The following is a 20,350-nucleotide window of genomic DNA, read 5'->3' as shown; positions in this document are numbered from 1 at the left end:
CCATAGCCGGTTGCACGCCGCGGCGAACGGCTGGTAGAACCGTCTTAGCCGGTTCGCATCGATGCTCGCCGGTTCCCGCGACGACCAGGAGGTCTCATGCCCAGCCCGACCCACGACGTGCAGGCGTTCGAAGCCCACGCGCCGGAGGCCGACCTCGAGGACCTGCGCGCGCGGCTGGCCGCGGCGCGGCTGCCGGAGGCGGAGACGGTCTACCGCCCGGCGCCCGACCCTCGCCGGTGGGACCAGGGCGTTCCGCTCGCCGACCTCGTCGACGTCGTGGACTACTGGCGCACCGGGTACGACTGGCGGTCGTTCGAAGAGCGCCTCCACGAGATCGGCCAGTTCCGCACGACCATCGACGACCTGGGAATCCACTTCCTGCACCGCCGCTCCCCGCGGGAAGACGCCACTCCCCTGCTCTTGACGCACGGCTGGCCGGACAGCATCGTCCGGTTCATCGATGTCGTCGACGAGCTGGCAGATCCGAAGGACGCAGCCGCGCCGGCGTTCCACGTCGTGGTCCCGTCGCTCCCGGGTTTTGGTTACAGCGACAGGCCGGCCACCACCGGGTGGGGAACCGAGAAGATCGCGGCCGCCTGGGTGGAGCTGATGGGACGGCTCGGCCACGACAGGTTCCTCGCCCACGGCGGCGACTGGGGCGGGAACATCACCACGGTGCTCGCCGGCCGGTTCCCGGAGCACGTCCTCGGCATCCACACCACGTTCGCGGAGGGGCCGCCCGGGCTGACGACGGACGGGCTGACGGCCCTCGAGCGCGAGTGGACCGAGGAGACCCGTGACTTCTGGCGCCGCCGCGGGGCGTACGCGAAGCAGCAGGCGACCCGACCGCAGACGATCGGCTACGCGCTCGTCGACTCACCGGTCGGGCTCCTCGCCTGGATCCTCGACAAGTTCGCCGAGTGGTCGGACACCGAGGACAGCCCGTTCGAGACGATCTCCCTGGACAGGGTGCTTGACGACGTCACCCTGTACTGGCTGACGCGGACCGGCGCCTCGGCGGCCCGCATCTACTACGAGAGCCACAACTCGCTGGACCCCGACCTCCGGGTCGACGTCCCGGCGGCGCTCACGATGTATCCCCGCGACGTCGAGAAGTGTCCGCGCCCCTGGGCCGAACAGCGCTACCGACAGATCGTCCGATGGAGGACGCCCGAGGCCGGGGGACACTTCCCGTCGCTGGAGGTGCCCGGCTACTTCGTCAAGGACCTGCAGGAAGGACTCGCGGCAGTGCTGGCCGCCCCTCGCGTCAGTGGCGGCGGCGACCCAGCGCCTTGACCGCCTCGACGAGGAGGAAGACGACGACAGCCGCGGCGAGGGTCTTGCCCCACTCGGCGAGGCCGATGGGCGCCGAGTCGAACCAGGAGTGCATGAACGGCGCGTAGACGAAGACGCACTGCAGGGCGATCAGCGCGACCGCGGAGATCCAAATCACCCGGTTGCCCCGCAGCACGTCGAGCGTGAGGCTCGACCGGTCGAGGAAGCGGCAGCTGAACAGGTAGGCGAGCTGGCCCAGGGCGAGCATCGTGACGGCCGTCGTCTGCGCCTCGGCCAGCGGCGCCTCCTGCGCCCGCTCGAGGTAGAACACGACCATCGTGGCGCCGCCGATCAGCAGGGACACGATGAGGATGCGCCGCAGGAACACCGCGTCCAGGATCGACGCCCTGGGGTCGCGCGGCGGCCGCCCCATGACGTCCGGCTCGGCCTTCTCGTACGCCAGCCCCAGCGACAGCGTCACCGCGGTGATCATGTTGATCCACAGCACCTGCACGGGCGCGAGCGGCAGCGTGAGGCCGAACAGCACCGCCACGAGGATCACCAGCGACTGCGCGCCGTTGGTGGGCAGCAGGAAGAGCACCGACTTGCGGATGTTGTCGTAGATCCGCCGCCCCTCCTCCACGGCCCGTTCGATGGTGGCGAAGTTGTCGTCGGCGAGCACCACCTCGGCGGCCTCCTTGGTGGCCTCCGTGCCCTTGATGCCCATCGCCACGCCGACGTCGGCCTGCGTGAGCGCCGGGGCGTCGTTGACGCCGTCGCCCGTCATCGCGACCACCTCGCCGTGCGCCTGCAGCGCCGAGACGATGCGGATCTTGTGCTCCGGGCTCGTGCGCGCGTACACGTGGACGTCCCGCACGACGGCGCGCAGCTGCTCGGTGGTCATCGCCTCGAGCTCGGGGCCCGTGAGCACCGGCGGCGCCTCGGCGCCCTCGGAGGGCGCCGGGACGATGCCCATCTCCCGGCCGATCGCGACCGCGGTGCCCGCGTGGTCGCCCGTGATCATGGTGACGGCGATGCCGGCCTCGCGGCACTGTGCGATGGCGTCGATCGCCTCGGGTCGCGGCGGGTCGACGATGCCGACCAGGCCGCACAGCTCGAGGTCCGTGAGGGTCTCGGCAAGCTCGACCGGCGGGGCGTCGGCGCGGCGCCGGGCCGCGGCCAGCACGCGCAGGCCCTGGCCGCCGATGGCGTCGATCTGCGCCTCCCAGAACGCGCGGTCGAGCGGCTCGGCGGCGCCGGTCGGGCCGGTCTGGGTGGCGCACCGGTCCAGCACCCGGTCAGGCGCGCCCTTGAGGTGCACGTGCAGCCCGCCGTCGGCGTCGCGGTCGAGGGTGGCCATGAACTTGTTCTCGGACTCGAACGGCACCAGGTCCACGCGGGACCAGCCGCGGGTGTCGAACCCCGCCTTCATGCCGAGCGTGCGCAGCGCGCCCTCGGTCGGCTCGCCCACCAGCCGCCAGCCCGCGCCACCCTCCGGCCCCCCGTCCGACCCGCCCTCCGGCCCGCCGGGCACCACGCGGGCGTCGTTGCACAGCATCATCACCGTCGCGACGGCCGCGAGGTCCGGGTCGCCCGCGAGGTCGGCGCGCCGGGGCGCGACGTCATGCGTGGCAGAGGGACGGGCCGACGGCGAGGCGCCCTGCGCGAGCGTGATCTCGCCCTCGGGCGCGTACCCGGCCCCCGAGACGGCGAACTCCCGGCCCCCGGTGCGGACCGTTCGCGCCGTCATCTCGTTCTTGGTGAGCGTCCCGGTCTTGTCGGAGCAGATGGTGGTGACGGACCCGAGCGTCTCGACGGCGGGCAGCTTGCGCGTGATCGCCCGACGTCGCGCCATCTGCTGCACGCCCAGGGCCAGCGTGATCGTCACGAGGGCGGGCAGGCCCTCGGGCACCGCGGCCACGGCGAAGCCGATCGACGCCGAGACCAGCTCCGCCACGGTGAAGTGGTGCACCAGCCGCCCGATGAGCACCATCACCACGGCCATCACGACGATCATCACGGCGATCGCCTTGCCGAACTTGTCGAGCTGGCGGGTCAGCGGGGTCTCCAGGGATCTGACCTCGGAGATCATCGTCTGGATGCGGCCGATCTCCGTGGCCGACCCGGTGGCGGTCACCACGCCCACGCCCTGGCCGGCCGCCACGAGGGTGCCGGAGAACAGCATGCTGGTGCGGTCGCCGACCCCCGCGTCGTGGCCGACGGCGTCGACCCGCTTGGAGGCCGCCACGGACTCGCCGGTGAGCGCCGACTCCTCGACCCGCAGGTTGGTGGCGCTCAGCAGCCGCACGTCCGCCGGGACGCGGTCGCCGGAGCGCACCCGCACCACGTCGCCCGGCACCAGGCCCTCGGCCTCCACCTTCGCCCACGCGCCGTCGCGCCGCGCCTCCGCGTGCACGGACAGCATGGTGCGGATCGCGTCGAGCGCGCTCTCCGCCCGGCCTTCCTGGATGAAGCCGATCGCCGCGTTGATCACGGCGACGGCGAGGATGACGGTGAAGTCCACCCAGTCACCGAGGATCGCCTTGAGCACCGCCGCGAGCAGCAGCACGTAGATCAGCACGTCGTCGAAGTGCACGAGGATCCGCTTCCACAGCGGGTCGCGCTGCGGCGGCGGCAGCCGGTTGGGCCCCACCTGCTCCAGCCGTGCCGCCGCGTCGGACGATGCGAGCCCGCCGTCGTCGGCATCGAGCGCGGCAAGCACCGCCTCGGGCGGCAGCGACCACGGCGCGAGGTCGGAGGCGATGTCCTGCGCAGGTGCCATGGCGCCATTCCACTCGCGATCGCCCGTTCGCGCGCGACGACCGCACAGGTCAGCGAGGCACTTCGGGCCCGCCGCCGAACTCCTGCTCGCGCAGCCAGGCGAGGTGCGCGTGCACGAGCGGGAGCACCGACGCCCCCTCGCCGCTGGCGGACGCGACGCGCTTCATCGACCCGGTGCGCACGTCGCCGACGGCGAACACGCCGCGCAGGGTGGTCTCGAGGCTCGCGGGCGGGCGGCCGTCCACCCAGGACTCCTGGGGCACGTCGCGGCCGGTGAGCACGAAGCCGTGGTCGTCGAGGGCGAGGTCGTCGGGAAGCCAGCCGCAGTCCGGCTCGGCGCCGAGCAGACAGAACAGGCCGTCCGCGTGCGTCTTGGACCGCTCGCCGGTGTCCAGGTCCTCGGTGAAGAGCCACTGCAGGCGCCCGTCGCCCCCGCCGTCGACCACCGCCGTGTGCGGGCGCACCGCGATGTTCGGCGTCGCCTCGATCTCCCGCACCAGGTAGTCCGACATCGTCTCGGCGAGCCCCGACCGCCGCGCCAGGATCGACACCGAGCCGGCGAACTTCGCGAGGTGCACGGCGGCCTGCCCGGCGGCGTTGCCGCCGCCGACCACGCACACGTCCCGGTCCTGCATCTCGCGGGCCATCGAGCTGGCCGCGCCGTAGTACACGCCGGCGCCGACGAGGTCGTCGATGCCGGGCACCCCGAGCCGCCGGTAGGAGACGCCTGTCGCCAGGACGACGGTGCGGGCGCACATCTGCATCCCGTCGACGTGCACGTGGTGGTGCTCGGGTTCGTCCGCCGGGCCGGGCTCGATCTGTCCGGCAGGGCGCCCGGTGTAGAAGCGGGCGCCGAAGCGGCCGGCCTGCACGCGGGAGCGCTGCGCGAGCCGCATCCCCGAGATCCCGCGCGGGAAGCCGAGGTAGTTGCGGATCATCGAGCTCGACCCGGCCTGTCCGCCGATGGCGTCGCGCTCCAGCACCACGGTCGACAGCCCCTCGGACGCCGCGTAGACGGCCGCCGCGAGCCCGGCCGGGCCGGCGCCCACCACGACGACGTCCGCCACCGAGCCCTCGGGGATCGAGTCGAAGCCGCCGTACATCGCCTCGGCGAAGGCGGCCGGGGTGGCCCCCGCGAGGACGCGGCCGTTCATCGCCCGGACGACGGGCAGCGCCGCGTCCGGGCCGGCGGCCTCGACGATCGCCCGGCCCTCGTCGCCCTCCGGGTCGAGGATCCGGTTGGGGATGCCGAGTCGCTCCACGAGGTCGCGGATCGCGGCCGCCGTGCGGTCCCCGCTCCGCGCGACGATGTCGGTGGCCGTCACGGTGGGCCGGGCCACCGACCAGCCCCACTCGGAGAGCAGCTCCACCAGGGCGATGTGGAACTCCTCGTCGCGCGCGCCGCGCGGGATGCCCACGAACGTGTCCATGTCACGGCGCAGTGCGGCGGCGCGCATCGCGTCGAGGGCGTCGGCGTACTCCTCGGTCGGGAGCAGCGCCACCCGCCGGGCGGTCGAGACGACGGCGGGGACCTGGTGCAGCAGCTCGATGGCGCCGCCGTCGGGCAGCCGGTTCTCGGCGGCGACCATCGCGATGGGTACTCGTGCCCCGACCAGGTCGCGCAGCAGGTCCAGGGCCTCGGCGCCCGTGCCCGCGCACTCGATCCGGTAGTCGCGGTCGTAGCGGGCGCGCAGCTCCTGCTCGGCGACGTCCGCGTGGTCGGCCGCGACGAGCAGGATCACGGGGCGGTCGTCGGAGGACTCGGCGTGCTCGGACATGCGGTCAGCGTAGGCGGCGCCTTGCCGGGCGCGCTCCCCGGGGCCAGGCTGGACGGGCCCCGCCCCGGCGCGGCACCCGAACCACGGGCGGACGACATCCGGACAACCCCCGAACGACTCCCGAACGACTCCCGAACCGACAAGGACCTGAGATGACGGACACCTGCGTGCACATCGGCCAGATCGTCCCGGTCGCACCGGAGGCCACCGACGTGTGCCCCGAGTGCGTGGCCGTCGGCGGCACATGGGTGCACCTGCGTGCGTGCCTGGAGTGCGGGCACGTCGGCTGCTGCGACTCGTCGCCGGCGAAGCACGCGACCGCGCACTTCCACGCGACCGGCCACCCGGTGATGCACTCGATCGAGCCCGGCGAGTACTGGGGCTACTGCTTCGTGGACGAGGTGTCGATCCCCGGGCGGCAGATGCCCGCGATCTGACACGGCGGTGTGAACCACCCCACGACGCCGAGAATGACACGACCCGCTCGTGGTGCAGGTCTGAGGGTGAGAATGATCGGATGACCAGGACAATCGCTGGGACAGCGACCAGCTGGGACCGCTGGACGCCTTTGCCCCGGCCCGCCGGCCGCGACACCGTGACGGTCGAGCGCGTCGCCGAGCCCGTGCCCGCGGGCCGGCCGGGCCCCGCGGTCGCGCTGCGGCCCGGCGGGCGGGCGCACGTGACGTTCCGCGTGCACGCCCCCGGCGCGCGTGCGGTCGCGCTCGCCGCGAGCGGGTGGTGGCTGCCGCAGCGCGATGACGCCTGCGACCTGGTGCGCGCGCCCGGCGGGTGGTGGCACGGCACCTTCGACGTCCCCGACGACTGGGAGGCGAGCTACCGCTTCCTCGTGCACGAAGGCGACGACGAGCCCGGGTGGTGGTCGCGCGGCCTGCGCGACCCCGGCACGCGCGGCATCCCCGACCCGGCCGTCGGGCAGGGGCACGACGCCGGACGCGGCATGCCCGGCTCGGTGGTGCGGCTGCCCGGTGCTGGCGACCGGCCCTGGCTGGGCGGCTTCGGCGACACAACCGCCGTGCCGGCGCGGCTGCCCATCGTCGGCTCGGATCCTGGCGACGAGCCGCGTGCGTGGTGGTGGGCGCCTGACTATCACGACCGGCCCGCCGAGCCTCTCCCGCTGCTCGTGCTGCTCGACGGCGAGGCGCACGCCGAGCGGCTCGGCACGGCCCGGGTGCTCGCGGACGCCGTGGCCGCGGGCGCCCTCCCGCCCGTCACCGTCGTGATGGTCGGCTCGGGACCCGACCGGGCCGCGGCGCTCGGTGTGCCGGGAGGCGTGGCCCGCTGGGTCGGCGAGCGCCTCGTGCCGCGCCTGCGGGCCGTGGGCGTCGGCGGCCGGCGCGTGGACGCCGACCCCCGCCGCACCGTCGTCGCCGGGTCGAGCCTCGGCGCGCTGTCGGCGCTGTTCGTCGTGGCCCGCTACCCCGACGTCGTCGGCGGCGCCGTCGCCCAGTCGCCGTCGCTCTGGCGCTACCCCGACAGGGCGCTCGTCGAGCCGCTGGCCGATGCCGCGGCCCGCGTGCGACTGCGCCTCCAGGTGGGCCGGTACGAGGGGCCCGCCGCCGCCGAGGCGCTCGGCCGTGAGCTCGCCGTCCGCGGCGCGGACGTCACCTGCCAGGTGGTCACCGGCGGGCACGACTGGGCGTGGTGGGTGCCGCGCACCGTCGAGGCCGCGGCCGAGCTGCTCAGGCCCTGAGCACGCACGGCCCCGGAGCTGCTGCGCGTCGACACCCGGACGAGGCGGTGCGGGTGTCCGCCGCCGCCGGGACGCCGGTGCGCGGCCGTCAGCGCGCGGGCAGCGGGCTCCCCACCGGGACGAGGTCGCCGGCCACGTGGTGCTTCCCGGGCCCGACGCTGCGGGCCGGCTCGTCCAGCGGCAGGTCCAGGTGCGCCGTGACCCCGGGCGGCACGTCGAGCTCGAGCTCGAACCGGCCGCCGTCGAGCCGCCACGTGACGCCGACCGGCCCGTACGGGCTGTCGAAGCCGGCCGACGCGTGGTCGAGCTGACCCGTCACGAGCGGCCGCACCGTGACCTCCCGGTAGCCGGGCGCGGCGGGGGCGAGCCCGGCCACCCGCCGGTGCAGCCAGTCGGCGACGGCGCCGTACGCGTAGTGGTTGAACGACGTCATGTCGCCCAGGTTGATCGTCCCGTCCGGCAGCATCGAGTCCCAGCGCTCCCAGATCGTGGTGGCGCCCATGCTGACCGGGTACAGCCACGACGGGTTGGTGCGGGTCAGCAGCATCGCGTGCGCGAGCTCGGGGTACCCGGCCTCGCACAGGGCGTCCAGGATCACCGGGGTGCCGAGGAACCCCGTGCTGACGTGGAAGTCGGCCTCCCGGACCAGCGTGGCCAGCCGATCCCCCGCGCCCCGCCGCTGCTCGTCGGTGGCCAGCAGGCCCCACACGATCGCCAGCGCGTACACGGTCTGGCAGTCGCTGCGGACCGTGCCGTCCGCCCCCACGTACGCCTCGCGGAAGGCGTGCGCGACGTCGTCGGACAGCTGCCCGTACCGCCGGGCGTCGGCCTCGTGCCCGAGCACCTCGGCCGTGCGGGACAGCAGACGGGCGCTGCGCGCCAGGTAGGCCGTCGCGACGACGGCCGGGTCGGCCTTGGCGGCGGCCGCGTCGTGCGGCGGCGCGTCCGGGTCCAGCCAGTCCCCGAACTGGAAGCCCGTGTCCCAGAGCAGGGTGTCGCCGGCCAGGGCGTGCTCCTTGTCCACCCAGGCCCGCATCGAGTCGTACTGGCGCTCCAGCACGCCGACGTCGCCGTAGCGCTCGTACAGCGTCCACGGCACGTGCACGGCGGCGTCGGCCCAGCCCGCCCCCGGCGTCTGGCCCTCGTCCCCGGGCCGCGACCCGCTGACGTTCTCGTGCACCACGTCCGGCACGGTCATCGGCACGCCGCCGTCGGCGTGCTGGTCGGCCGCGAGGTCCTGCAGCCACGAGCCGAGGAACCCGCCGACGTCGAACAGGAAGCTGGCCGTCGGCGCGAACACCTGGATGTCGCCCGTCCACCCGAGCCGCTCGTCCCGCTGCGGGCAGTCGGTGGGCACGTCGACGAAGTTGCCGCGCATCCCCCATACGACGTTCTCGTGCAGGCGGTTCACGTCCGGCTCGGAGCACTCGAACCAGCCGGTGCGGCGCAGGTCGGAGCTGACCACCACGGCCTCCGCGTCCTGGGCGGCCACCTCGGCGCCCGTGACCTCCGCGTACCGGAAGCCGTGGAACGTGTACCGCGGCTCGAGCACCTGCTCCCCGCCGGCGAGGACGTAGGTGTCCGTCGCCTTCGCGTCGCGCAGCGGGCGCACGCCCAGCTCGCCGTCCTCGAGCACCTCGGCGTGCCGCAGGGTGACCGTGGCGCCGGCCTCCCCCGTCACGCGCAGGCGCACCCAGCCGACCACGTTCTGGCCGAAGTCGACGATCTGCGCGCCGCTCGGCGAGGTGAGCACCTCACGCCCCGGCACCGTCGCGACCTCGCGTACCGGCGGTCCCGTCGGCGCGACGAGGCGGCCGGTGTCGGCGTCGAGCACGTCGACCGGGCCGTCCGCGCGGGCGTCGGGCGCGAGCGGGACCCGCAGGTCCGTCGTCTGGCCGTCGTACAGGTCGTCCGCGAGCACGCCGGTCGCGCCGGCCCGCCACCGCTCGTCGGTGACGACCGTCTGCCGACGGCCGTCCGTGTAGGTGATCTCCAGCTGGGCCAGGAGGCCGAGCCGGTCGCCGTACGAGTCGCGCTGCAGGGACCACGTCAGCTGCCCGCGGTACCAGCCGTTGCCCAGGCCGACGGCGATCCGCGTCGCCCCCGCCCGCAGGTGCTCGGTCACGTCGAAGGTCTGGTAGCGCAGCCGCGAGTCGTACGCCGTCCAGCCCGGGTCGAGCTGGTGGTCGCCCACGCGGCGGTCGCCGATCCACGCGTCGTAGACGCCGTGTGCCGTGACGTACAGGCGGGCGCTCGCCACCGTGCCGTCCAGCTCGAGGTCGCGCGCCAGCACCACCGCGCCGCCGTCGAGCCCGCCGACGTCCCGCGGGCTGATGAATCGCGCCTCGACGTCCTCCGGCGCCAGCAGGCCGGCCTCGATCACGAGGGGCTCGCTCCACGCCGACCACGCGTCGTCCGCACGGGCGCGCACCTGGACCTCGACCCGCTCCCGCGAGCGCAGGCCCCGGAAGGGCCAGGCGACGAGCACCTGCTCGGGCCCCGCGCCGGCGACCACCTCGGGGTCGCCTGCGGCGGTCTGCAGGCGCAGCTCGTACGCGCTCTGGTCGCCGTCTCCTCCGCTGCGCGTCCACGACAGCCGGGGAGCGGCCGTGCCGACACCCAGGTCGGGAGCGCCGTACTCCGCCACGAGCCGTTCGATGCGCATCGTTGCGCCTCCTTGCGGGACAAACCCGCCATCGGGGACATATAGCACCCGTCGACGGGTGAATTGAAACGTATCAGAGGGGTGCGGAGCCGACCAAGGTTCCCGTCGGGCCGCCGTGCCTCACAATGGAGCCGGACCATAATCATTCGGCCTGATCCGTCCGGCCTGATCTCGGGAGCTGGCTTGACCGACGCGCTGTACGCCCAGGTGCACGCGGCGCTGCGCGCGCGCATCGTCGACGGGGACCTGACGGTCGGTGACCGGCTGCCCACGCAGGCCGAGCTCATCGAGGAGTTCTCCGTCAGCGCGATCACGATCAAGCGTGCCCTCGACATGCTGCGCGACGAGGGCTTCGTGACCCGCCGCCCGCGGATCGGCACGATCGTGGTCTCCGCCGCCCCGGACGACGACGGCGGGGACGCCCCGTCCTCCGGCCTCCCCCTCGTCGGGTACATCGTGCCGGGCTTCGACGACGCGTTCGGCTCGCACCTGCTCGGCGGCATCCTCCAGGCGTCCACCCAGCGGGCGCACGTCGTGGTGGCCACCTCGCGCGGCGACGCTGAGCTCGAGGAACGCCTCATCGAGGAGCAGCTGGCCCGCGGGATCGACGGCCTGGTGCTGCTGCCCTCGTCGTCGCAGTTCTTCCCCCCGACCGTCGCCACGCTCGTCGGCCGGAGCTTCCCGATCGTCATCGTCGACCGCACCCTCAAGGGCGTCCCCGTCAGCACCGTGACCTCGGACAACGTCACGGGCGGCCGGCTCGCCGCCGAGTACCTGTTCGACCTCGGGCACACCGAGATCGCCCTCGTCGAGTCCCCCAGCTCGGTCTCGTCCCTCGAGGAGCGCCGCCGCGGCGTCGTCGCCGCCCACGCCGCGCACCAGGTCCGGCTCGAGGAGGCCCAGGTGTTCTCCGACGTCCGCTCCGTGGTCCCCGGCTCGCGCACCACGCCCGACGACGACGTCGACCGGCTCGTGACGTTCCTCGACGCCCGCCCCCACCTCACGGCGTGCGTCGTGACGGAGTACCACTCGGCGCGCCTCGTGCTGCAGGCCGCGCAGCGGCTCGGCCGGCCGGTGCCCGAAGACCTGTCGATCATCTGCTTCGACGCGCCGCCGGAGTTCGTCGACGCCGCCATCCCGTTCACCCACGTGGAGCAGGACCAGCACGCCATCGGCACCCGCGCCTTCGAGCTCATCGAGCGGCAGCTGGCGGAGCCGGGCGACCTCGCGCAGGACACCATCCCCGTGCGCATCGTCGAGGGCGGCTCCACCGGCCCGGCCCCCGCGAGGTAGTTCGGGGGATCTGGAACTACCTCGCGGGGTCGCTCAGTCCCGGGCTCGGTCCAGGACGGCGCGCCCATCGCTCCTGGATCCGCCACTGCTTCGCGGGTCTGCGTCGTACCTGGGCCGGGGGTGCGGATGCCGCCTCCCGGCCCGGCGGCGCCGTTGCCGCCGTCGTCACCGTCATGGTTCAGATCGCCTCCTTCGCCGATCCGCACGCCGCCTATGCGACGTGCCGTAACACTTCCGTCCCGGGAGCCCCGGGAACGGGGTACCCGACGACGTCGAGCACGAGCTCGCAGAACATCGAGTCCGCCCAGCTGAACCACTCCCTCGTGAACTGCTCGGGGTGGTCCACGTGATACGCCTCGCACATGCGCCCGCGCGTCGCGTTCACGGCGCACAGGGTCGCGACGACGGCGCGCTTCTCGGCGACGTCGGTCGAGGTCAGCCCGCGGACGGCGGCCGCGATGGGCCACACGTAGCGCGGGGGCGTGTGCGGGCTGCCGAGGCCGTCGCCGGTGGCGCCGCGCACGTACGTCGGGTTGTCGTCGCCGAGCACGAACGCGCGGGTGGCGACGTAGAGGGGGTCGTCGAGGGCGATGCCGCCGGTGAGCGGCAGCGAGAGCAGGCTCGGCATGTTCGCGTCGTCCATGAGCAGGTGGTTGCCGAGCCCGTCGACCTCGTAGGCAAGGACGGGGCCGTGCTCGGCGTGGTCCACGACGCCGTGCCGGCGGGTGGCCGCGTCGAGATCGGTCGCGAGGTCGTCGGCCCGGGCGGCGAGCGCCAGGTCGTCCAGCGGCCCGCGGGCGAGCTCCGCGAGGTCGTGCAGGGCCGCGGCGGCGAACAGGTTGCCGGGCACGTTGTAGTGGTAGGCGCACGCGTCGTCGCTGGGGCGGAAGGCGCTCCACGTCATCCCGGTGACGCCCACGGGCGACCCCTGCCCGTCGCGCTCCAGGGTGTCGCTCGGGACGCAGTCGGCCCGCTGGAACCGGTACGTGGACCGGGCGTCGTGGTCCTGCTCGGTGCGGAGCGTGGCGACGACGAGGTCCGCCGCATCGCGGAACGCCTCGTCGAGGTGGTCGGTGCGCCCGGTGCCGAGCCAGAGCTGGTGCGCGAGCTGGAGCGGGAACGCGAGCGAGTCGACCTCGTACTTGCGCTCCCACACCCCGGGCGTCATCGCCGTGTCGTCGGCCTGGTGGCCGGCGCCGTCGGGCCCCCGGTTGAACGCGTTGGCGTAGGGGTCCTGGAGGATCTGCCGGCTCTGCCGGCGCACGAGGGCGGCGGCGGTGCCCCCCAGCTGCGGGTCCAGGCCGAGGAGCGCCAGGTACGGCCGCATCTGGGCCGCGGAGTCGCGGAGCCACATCGCCGGGATGTCGCCTGTGAGGACGAACGCGGTGCCGTCCGGCTCGAGCGTCACCGCGTCACGCAGGGTGCGCCGGAGCGCCTCCGCGAAGATCTCGGCGGTCGGGGCGTCGAACGCGTCGGCGACGCGCGCGGTCACGTCGTCCAGCACGCGGTCGTCAAGCAGGGCGGTGGTACTCAGCTCCATCGGGAAATGCTCCATCGTTTAGGTATATCTAATACGTGGAACATACCAGGAGCGAGACGCGCGCAGGAACGACCGGGCGGGAATCGACCGGGTGAGAACGACCGCGCCCCTCCGGAACGCCCCGGAGTGCGGCGGTCAGGAGGGGCGCGGCCACATGCCAGCGAGGCGTCATCGAGCGGCCTGCTGCCCGTAGCGTCGGCGGAACTTCTCGACGCGGCCCTCGGTGTCCACGACGCGCGAGGCCCCGGTCCAGAACGGGTGGCTGGCGCTCGAGATCTCGACGTCGACCACCGGGTAGGTGCGGCCGTCCTCCCACTCGATCTCGCGGGTGGGGTGGCCCGGGCCGGAGGGCGCGTCGCCGGCCAGCGTCGAGCGCGTCAGGAACGCGGTGCCCGAGCTGGTGTCCCGAAAGACGACGGGACCGTAGGTGGGGTGGATGTTCTTCATCAGCGCTCCTCACGAAAATCGACGTGCTGGCGGACGACCGGGTCGAACTTGCGCAGGACGACGCGGTCGGGATCGTTGCGGCGGTTCTTGCGGGTGACGTAGGTGAAGCCCGTGCCCGCCGTCGAGCGAAGCTTGATGATCGGGCGCAGTGCGGTGCGGGTGGCCATCAGACGTTCTCCTCACGTGGCAGAACTGAGAACCGTTCTCAACTGCCGCTCTCTCCCTAACCCACCGCAGGTGCTCCTGATTCCCGACGACCCCGGCCAGGCGGCGAGGTATCGCCACCTGCCCCGGGAACACGATCCGCCAGACGGGTGTTCCCCCGGCGCGGTCCCCGGAGACCTCTTCCCTCGAGCCCACGGGTCGGTGCCGACGTAGGCTCCTCGCGGACCCGCCATCCACCACTGACGGGAGACGTGCATGCCAGGACTCGCGCTGCGAGAGCGCCTGCGCACGGAGTCCGGCGCCGCGCTGCTGCTGGTCGCCGTGACGCTGCTCGCGGTGCTCTGGGCGAACTCGCCGCTGTCCGGGGCGTACGAGAGCCTCTGGGCGCTGCCGATCCAGGTAGACGTCGGCGTCCTGCGTTTTGACATGGACCTGCACCACTGGGTGAACGACGGGCTCATGGTGCTGTTCTTCTTCGTCGTCGGCCTCGAGGTGCGCCAGGAGCTGGCGATCGGGTCGCTGCGGCAGCGCAGCCAGCGGCTGGTGCCGCTCGTGGCGGGCACCCTCGGCGTGGTCGTGCCGGCGCTCGTCTTCCTCGCCGTCGCCGGCCACGAGGACCCGGGCGGCTGGGGCGTCGTCGTCGGCACCGACACCGCCTTCCTGCTCGGCGTGCTCGCCCTCGTCGGCCCGACGATGTCGAGCCAGCTGCGCGTCTTCCTGCTCACCGTGTCGGTGGTGGACGACTTCCTCGCCGTCGGCATCATCGGCGTCGTCTACTCCGAGGACGTGCGCATCGCACCGCTGGTGGTCGCCGCGGCCTGCCTCGGCGTGCTGTGGCTGCTGGGCCGCATGAGGGAGTGGCGCAGCGCGCCGTACGTGCTGGTGGTCGTGGTCCTGTGGGGGGCCACCGTGCAGGCAGGCGTGCACCCGTCGATCGCGGGGATGCTCGCGGGCCTGCTGGTGCCCGCGATCGCGACGCGCCGTTCCGACGTCCTGCAGGCCAAGAGCCTGTTCCGGAACTACTGGCAGTCGCCCAGCGCGAGCGTCGCCCGCAGCGTGCAGGTGGGCCTCGCCCGCTCCATCTCGGTGAACCACCGCCTGCACGAGGTGCTGCGCGGCCCGGTGTCGCTCGTCGTCGTCCCGGTCTTCGCCCTCGCCAACGCGGGGATCGACCTGCGGGGCGGCGCCCTCGGCGCGGCGCTCGGCTCCGTCGTCACCTGGGGCGTGGTCGCGGGACTGGTGGTGGGCAAGCTCGTGGGCGTCACCCTGGGCACGTGGGGGGCGTTGCGCGCCCGACTGGGCACGCTGCCCGACGGCGTGGGGCCCGGCAGCGTCATGGGCGGGGCCGCGCTGTCCGGCATCGGGTTCACGGTGTCGCTGCTCGTGGTGAACCTCGCGTTCGACGACCCGGCGGACGCGCAGGCGGCCACGGTCGGCGTGCTCATCGCGATGGTCGTCTCCACCGTGCTCGGGTGGGCGATCTTCACGGTGGCACGCGTGCGCTACGGCGAGGCCAGCGCCGACCTGCCGGTCACGCTCACCCCGCCCATCGACGCCGAGCGCGACCACGTGATGGGCGACGCGGACGCCGCGCACACCGTGGTCGAGTACCTCGACTTCGAGTGCCCGTTCTGCGCCCGCACCACCGGCATGGGCGCCGAGCTGGGCGCCCACTTCGGCGACCGCGTGCGGTACGTGGTGCGCCAGCTGCCGCTCGAGGACGTGCACCCGCACGCCTACCTGGCGGCCGTCGCGGCGGAGGCGGCGGACCGGCAGGGCCGGTTCTGGGAGATGCACGACCAGCTGTTCTCGCACCAGTCCCGCCTGGAGCCCGACGACCTGCGCGAGCACGCCGCCCAGATCGGCCTCGACCTCGAGCGGTTCGACGCCGACATGGGCGACAGGGTCCTGCACGCCCGGGTCCGCGAAGACGAGGACAGCGCCAGCGCGAGCGGGGCCCGGGGCACTCCCACGTTCTTCCTGGACGGCGTGCGGCACCGCGGCCCGCACGACGCGCGGACCCTCATCGCCGCGCTCGAGGCGCACGAGGACGACCCGGCCGCGCGACGTCGGTCGTGACGGTCAGGCCAGGTGGGCGAAGAGGTCGTTGAGGGCCTCGGTCATCGACGGGTGGGTGGAGACCTCGTCGCGCAGCTGCATGGCCGTGACGCCATGGCGCATGGCGCATGGCGAAGGCCAGGGTGTTGATCGTCTCGTGCGCGTCGTGGCTGAGCATCGTCACGCCGAGCACCTCGTCCGTCTCGGCGTCGACGAACGCCTTCATCAGGCCGCGGGTGTCGTGCACGATCCTGGCCCGGGGCACCGTCGCCATCTCGGCCACCTGCCGCACGGCTACCCGGACCGGCCGTCCGGTGGACCGGGTGCCGCCGTCGTGTGCACCTCCGGCGAGCACTGCCCGATGTGCAGCGCCGCGCACGCCTGTGTGGGCATCGGCCCGATCGTGTACGCGTCGAGCACCGCGCAGCTCACCGGGTGGCTGCGGGAGTGGGGCGCCGCGCCCGGCCCGGTGAGCGCGCGCCCCGTGGGCGACGTCGCCCCGGGGCGTACCGACACGCGGCCCGGCCCCCGAGCTCGCCGACGAGATCCGATCCCTGCACGCCAGGTAGCACGGGGTGCACGACCCTGCCTGACAGTGATTGCCTGGGGAACATGAGCACTCCCGATACCCCGACCCCCGCACCCGCACCCGCACCCGGCAACCCTTGGGCCTGGCGGGTGGTCGTCCTCGTGGCGGTGGTGGTCGTCGCGGTCGTCGCCTGGCTGGTCGTCCGGAGCGACGACGGCGTTGCACCGGCCGCGTCGCCGTCCCCCACCGCGACGTCTCCCACCGCGCCGTCTCCCACCGCGACGCCGTCGCAGGACGCGGCGGAGCCCACTCCGAGCACCACGGGCGCCGCCGGCTGCGACGCCACCGACGACGGCACGCCGGAGGGCGCGGACACCCACGAGGTGGTGGACATCGACGGCGACGGAGAGCCCGACACGGCGTGGCTGACCGGCGGGGCCGACCGGCGGTTCGGGATGACCACCGCCTCGGGCGCCACGTTCTCCGTCGCGATCGACTCGGCGGGCCCGCAGCGCGCGTCTGCCGTCGTGAACGTCGTCGCCGCGGGAGACGGTACGGCCCCGGTCGCGCTGGTCGACACCGGCCGCGAGGTGCTGCTGTTCACCGCGTCCGACTGCGATCTCGCCGCGACCCAGAGCCTCGCGGGCGGCGCATACACCTTCGACAAGGGGTTCACCGGCAACGGCACGGGCGTCGGCTGCACCGAGGTCGACGGAGCGCTGCACCTCGCAGGGCTGAACGCCACCTCGGCCGACGGCGAGGCGTTCGCGGTGACGCGCACGTTCGTGGACCTGGACGACGGCGCCATGACGGCGTCGAACGGCCAGGAGTCGACCGTGACGAGCGACGCGGGCCCCGACGACCCGGTCGTCGTCACGGCGCAGGCGACCAGCTGCGGCGAGCTGGTTGCCGGCGAGGACGGCCCCGTCGAGCCGGAGTCCTGACCGGGGCGTTCGGCCCGAGTCGTGTCAGCGACCCCCGCCGACCCCGCCGACCGCCACGGGCGCCGCGAGCGCGCAGAGCGCCGCCGCGCACCAGAGCACGGCCGTGGGACCGCCGACGCCCAGTGCGGCGCCGGCGACCAGCGGGCCGGCGAGCGCTCCGAGGTTGAGTGCCGCAGTCGCGGCGGAGCCGCCCAGGACGGGCGCGCCGGCAGCCTCGCGCACGATCTGGCCCACCAGGCACGACCCGACCGCGAACGAGACCGCCCCGGCCACGACGGGCAGGGCCGCGACCACCCACGGCAGTGCGGCGGCGAGGGCGAAGGCCGCCCACACGACGATGAGCAGGGCGCAGCCCACCACGACCCACCGCCACTCCTGTCGTGCCGCCCACCGTCCCGTGGCGCTGACCCCGAAGAAGGCGCCGACGCCGAACCCCGCAAGGAGGAGCGGCACGCCGACACCGGTGAGGCCCGCCCCCGCACCGATCACGGCCAGGTACGTGAAGGCGCCGAACGTGGCCGCGTTGACGAGCACCGCCAGCACCACCGCGCGCACGATCGTCGGGTGCCGGAGCGCGCGCAGCTCCGCGCCCGGCTCGAACCGGAGGGGCGCCCGCCCGGCGGCGGGCGAACGGTGCAGCGCGAGGGCGGCCATGGCCGGCACGCACAGGGCGGCGACCGCCGCGAACGTGGCCCGCCAGCCGAGCGCCTGCGCGACGAGCGCCCCGGCCGGGGCGCCGGCGACGGTCGCGATCGTGGTACCGGAGAGCAGGACCGCGACGGCACGCGTGGTCGCCTCCGGCGGCACCAGGAGGCGCATGGTCGACAGCGCGACGGCGAGGAACCCTGCGTTGGCGAACGCGGCCACGACGCGCGTGGCGAGCAGCACGGCGAACGACGAGGTGAGCGCCCCGGCCACGTGTGCGGCGGCGAAGAGGGCAAGGAACGCCAGGAGGGTCGGTCCGGGGCGCACCCGGGCGGCGGCGACCGCCATCAGGGGCGCGCCGAGGACCATCCCCGCGGCATAGGCGGAGGTGAGGGCGCCGGTCGTGGCGAGGGTGACCCCGAGGTCGGACGAGATGTCGACGAGCAGACCGGCGAGCATGAACTCGCTGGTGCCCTGCGCGAAGGCCGCGAGGGCGAGGATTCTGACGATGACGGGCATGGGCGCTTCCAGACGTCGGAGCAGCGCGGAGGCGGGCGCGCGAGGGCGTCGCGGCGCGGGTGCTCGGGTGAGTGGGTCGACGGACGCAGGGAGCACGGCACCCATGCGGGTGCGGCCCGACCTGCGGTCAGCGTCTGGAAGCCTCGGGACTCACGCCGGCGACCCTAGCAGCCGGCCCACACCGGCAGTCTCGGGCGTCGCAGCGGGTCGAGCACGGCTGCCGCAAGGTCTTGTCGAGGCCGCTCGGCGGCGGTAGAATCGAACACATGTTCGATGTCGATTCCCGTAGCCCGGGCGACCCCGCTGTCACCCGGCGCCGTGGTGCTGCCGGCTCGGGCGGCACCGCCACCGTGGCCGCGCCGGCGCCCGGGCTTGTCGCGCCGATGCCGGGCGCGGGGTCGGCGGTCGAGAGCGTGCTCGGGCGGATCCTCGATGCCGGTCGCGCGTTGCGGGCCCTGGCGGTCGCCGCGCACGACGGCGCCGGGCCAGCGTCGTCGGCTGGGCTGGCACCGTCGGCCGGGCCGGCGGCGTGCAGGTATCTGGACGGTTCGTTCGTCCTCGCCCGGGAGCCCGAGGGCGTCACGGACGAGGGCGTCACGGAGGAGTCGCTCGCGCCATCCGACCCGGGGCGCGAGCTGATCGCGGAGCTCGGCGGGGAGCCCGGCCTCCGGCTCGCGGAGCGGTTGGCGTCGCTGGAGCTCGCCGACCTGGACGACCACACCGTGGTCGAGGTGCTGGCCGCGTGGGAGCGGGTCGCCTCGTGGGCACAGGCCGGCTCCGCGCGGGCCCTGTCGGAGCTGCTGGAGCGCACCCGGAACACCTCGGGTCATGAGTTCGTCGCCGACGGCGTCGCCGCGCGGCTCGGCCTGTCGCGGCGCGCCGCGGAATCGCACGTCACCGTGGCCCACGGGGCGGCCCGCCTGCCCGAGGTCGCGGACGCCCTGGCCGGCGGGCTGGTGGACCGGCGCAAGGCGGAGGTGCTCGTCTCCGCCGGGCGGCTGCCCGACGATCTGCGCCGGGTTGCCGTCCGTGAGCTGTTGCCGGACGTCGAGCACCTGACCGCGTCCCAGATCCGCGCCCGTATGCGGCGCGCGGAGATCGAGGTCGACCCGGACGGTGCCGACGAACGGCACGAGTCCGCCCGGCGAGAGAGGTTCGTGCGGCTCGAACCCGTCGACGACGCGATGGCCTATCTGACGGCCTACCTGCCCGCGGACGACGCGGCGCGCGCCTTCGCGGCCGTCGACGAGGTCGCGTTCGCGATGCGACGCGGCCCCGGCGAGGAGCGCAGGCTCGACGAGTGCCGCGCCGACGCATTCGCCGGCATGCTCGGTGGCCGCGTCGCCACCGGCCCGCACGACGACGCCGGCCCGGCGCAGACGACAGGCCGGGAGCCCATCGCGGATCAAGGGGTGGCGAGGGGCCGAGCAGCGACGACGAGCCGAGTGTCGCGCGGGGCCGGCGTGCGCGTGAGCATCGCGGCATCGACGCTGCTGGGTGCGGACGACCTCCCGGCATCGCTCGACCGGTACGGCCCGATCCCGGCGGGGATGGCCCGGGCGATCGCCGGCGACCCGGACGCCGTCTGGCAGCGGGTCTTCACCGATCCCGGCACTGGCGTCCTCACCGACACGTCCTCGCACGCGTACCGGCCGAGCGCGGCGCTCCGGGCGGCCGTCGTCGCGCGCGACGTGACCTGCACGTTCCCCGGCTGCCGCGTTCCGGCCACGGGCTGCGACCTCGACCACGTCGAACCGTTCGACCCCATGGGCGACGGGCCGCAGACCCGCGGCGAGAACCTGCACGCCCTCTGTCGCACCCATCATCGGGCCAAGACGATCGGCGGATGGCGTGTCACCCGGGATCCCGCGACCGGAGTCACCAGGTGGGTCGCCCCCACCGGCCACCCGTACATCCGACCACCCCAGGCGGCCGCGCGCCCCGAGGACCCCGGTCTCGTACGGAAGCGGCTCGACGACGAGGACCCCCCGCCCTGACCG

Annotated in this window: 15 protein-coding genes and 1 pseudogene; 7 read left to right on the top strand and 9 right to left on the bottom strand. The window is 74.1% G+C overall.

Annotation, left to right across the window (positions count from 1 at the left end):
- Positions 1-96: 96 nt before the first annotated feature.
- Positions 97-1,296, top strand: a complete 1,200-nt coding sequence (locus tag AC1C2W_RS15855) for an epoxide hydrolase family protein (protein WP_495413646.1) — start codon at positions 97-99, stop codon at positions 1,294-1,296.
- Here the strand turns inward: AC1C2W_RS15855 and AC1C2W_RS15850 are convergent.
- Positions 1,268-4,057, bottom strand: a complete 2,790-nt coding sequence (locus AC1C2W_RS15850; protein ID WP_495413645.1) for a cation-translocating P-type ATPase — start codon at positions 4,055-4,057, stop codon at positions 1,268-1,270. The genes AC1C2W_RS15855 and AC1C2W_RS15850 overlap by 29 nt on opposite strands.
- A 49-nt stretch (positions 4,058-4,106) precedes the next feature.
- Positions 4,107-5,834, bottom strand: coding sequence for an NAD(P)/FAD-dependent oxidoreductase (locus AC1C2W_RS15845; RefSeq protein WP_495390480.1), 1,728 nt, complete (start codon positions 5,832-5,834; stop codon positions 4,107-4,109).
- A gap of 152 nt (positions 5,835-5,986) precedes the next feature.
- On the opposite strand from AC1C2W_RS15845, the gene AC1C2W_RS15840 reads away from it, so the two are divergent.
- Both AC1C2W_RS15840 and AC1C2W_RS15835 read left to right on the top strand, forming a co-directional pair.
- A complete protein-coding gene (locus tag AC1C2W_RS15840; protein WP_495390479.1) occupies positions 5,987-6,271 on the top strand; it encodes a UBP-type zinc finger domain-containing protein in 285 nt (94 codons plus the stop codon).
- Positions 6,272-6,351: 80 nt separating this feature from the next.
- The gene (locus AC1C2W_RS15835; protein WP_495413644.1) at positions 6,352-7,545 is read left to right on the top strand and encodes an alpha/beta hydrolase-fold protein; all 1,194 of its coding nucleotides are present in this window, start codon (positions 6,352-6,354) and stop codon (positions 7,543-7,545) included.
- Between the two features lie 88 nt (positions 7,546-7,633).
- On the opposite strand, the gene AC1C2W_RS15830 is transcribed toward AC1C2W_RS15835, so the two are convergent.
- A complete protein-coding gene (locus tag AC1C2W_RS15830; protein ID WP_495413643.1) occupies positions 7,634-10,210 on the bottom strand; it encodes a family 78 glycoside hydrolase catalytic domain in 2,577 nt (858 codons plus the stop codon).
- A gap of 183 nt (positions 10,211-10,393) precedes the next feature.
- Here AC1C2W_RS15830 and AC1C2W_RS15825 point away from each other — a divergent pair, with 183 nt between their 5' ends.
- Positions 10,394-11,503, top strand: coding sequence for a GntR family transcriptional regulator (locus tag AC1C2W_RS15825; RefSeq protein WP_495413642.1), 1,110 nt, complete (start codon positions 10,394-10,396; stop codon positions 11,501-11,503).
- A 211-nt stretch (positions 11,504-11,714) separates the two neighbouring features.
- Here AC1C2W_RS15825 and AC1C2W_RS15820 read toward each other — a convergent pair whose 3' ends face one another.
- The 3 genes from AC1C2W_RS15820 to rpmG all read right to left on the bottom strand — a co-directional run bounded on the left by AC1C2W_RS15820 (position 11,715) and on the right by rpmG (position 13,657).
- A complete protein-coding gene (locus AC1C2W_RS15820) occupies positions 11,715-13,043 on the bottom strand; it encodes a glycoside hydrolase family 125 protein (protein ID WP_495413641.1) in 1,329 nt (442 codons plus the stop codon).
- A gap of 168 nt (positions 13,044-13,211) precedes the next feature.
- Positions 13,212-13,493, bottom strand: coding sequence for a type B 50S ribosomal protein L31 (locus AC1C2W_RS15815; protein ID WP_495390706.1), 282 nt, complete (start codon positions 13,491-13,493; stop codon positions 13,212-13,214).
- Positions 13,490-13,657, bottom strand: a complete 168-nt coding sequence (rpmG, locus tag AC1C2W_RS15810) for a 50S ribosomal protein L33 (protein WP_495390474.1) — start codon at positions 13,655-13,657, stop codon at positions 13,490-13,492. Before rpmG ends, AC1C2W_RS15815 begins: the two co-directional genes overlap by 4 nt.
- A gap of 253 nt (positions 13,658-13,910) precedes the next feature.
- Between rpmG and nhaA the strand changes: the two genes are divergently transcribed.
- On the top strand, positions 13,911-15,734 hold the full coding sequence (nhaA, locus tag AC1C2W_RS15805) for a Na+/H+ antiporter NhaA (protein ID WP_495413640.1): 1,824 nt from the start codon (positions 13,911-13,913) through the stop codon (positions 15,732-15,734).
- Positions 15,735-15,840: 106 nt separating this feature from the next.
- Here the strand turns inward: nhaA and AC1C2W_RS15800 are convergent.
- A pseudogene (locus tag AC1C2W_RS15800) lies at positions 15,841-15,939 on the bottom strand (oxidoreductase dimerization domain-containing protein); the annotation flags it as partial.
- Positions 15,940-16,007: 68 nt separating this feature from the next.
- Positions 16,008-16,229, bottom strand: a complete 222-nt coding sequence (locus AC1C2W_RS15795; protein ID WP_495413639.1) for a hypothetical protein — start codon at positions 16,227-16,229, stop codon at positions 16,008-16,010.
- Between the two features lie 96 nt (positions 16,230-16,325).
- Between AC1C2W_RS15795 and AC1C2W_RS15790 the strand changes: the two genes are divergently transcribed.
- Complete coding sequence (locus AC1C2W_RS15790) at positions 16,326-17,186, top strand: hypothetical protein (RefSeq protein WP_495413638.1); 861 nt, start codon at positions 16,326-16,328, stop codon at positions 17,184-17,186.
- 24 nt (positions 17,187-17,210) lie between these two features.
- Here AC1C2W_RS15790 and AC1C2W_RS15785 read toward each other — a convergent pair whose 3' ends face one another.
- The gene (locus AC1C2W_RS15785) at positions 17,211-18,350 is read right to left on the bottom strand and encodes an MFS transporter (protein WP_495413637.1); all 1,140 of its coding nucleotides are present in this window, start codon (positions 18,348-18,350) and stop codon (positions 17,211-17,213) included.
- A 266-nt stretch (positions 18,351-18,616) separates the two neighbouring features.
- Between AC1C2W_RS15785 and AC1C2W_RS15780 the strand changes: the two genes are divergently transcribed.
- Positions 18,617-20,347 carry an HNH endonuclease signature motif containing protein gene (locus AC1C2W_RS15780; RefSeq protein ID WP_495413636.1) on the top strand — a complete coding sequence of 577 codons (1,731 nt, stop codon included), beginning with the start codon at positions 18,617-18,619 and terminating at the stop codon, positions 20,345-20,347.
- Positions 20,348-20,350 lie beyond the last annotated feature (3 nt).

The sequence above is a fragment of the Isoptericola sp. Y581 genome (assembly GCF_059445475.1).
Note: the sequence above shows the minus strand (reverse complement) of the source record. Positions and strands in the feature narration are given on the sequence as shown.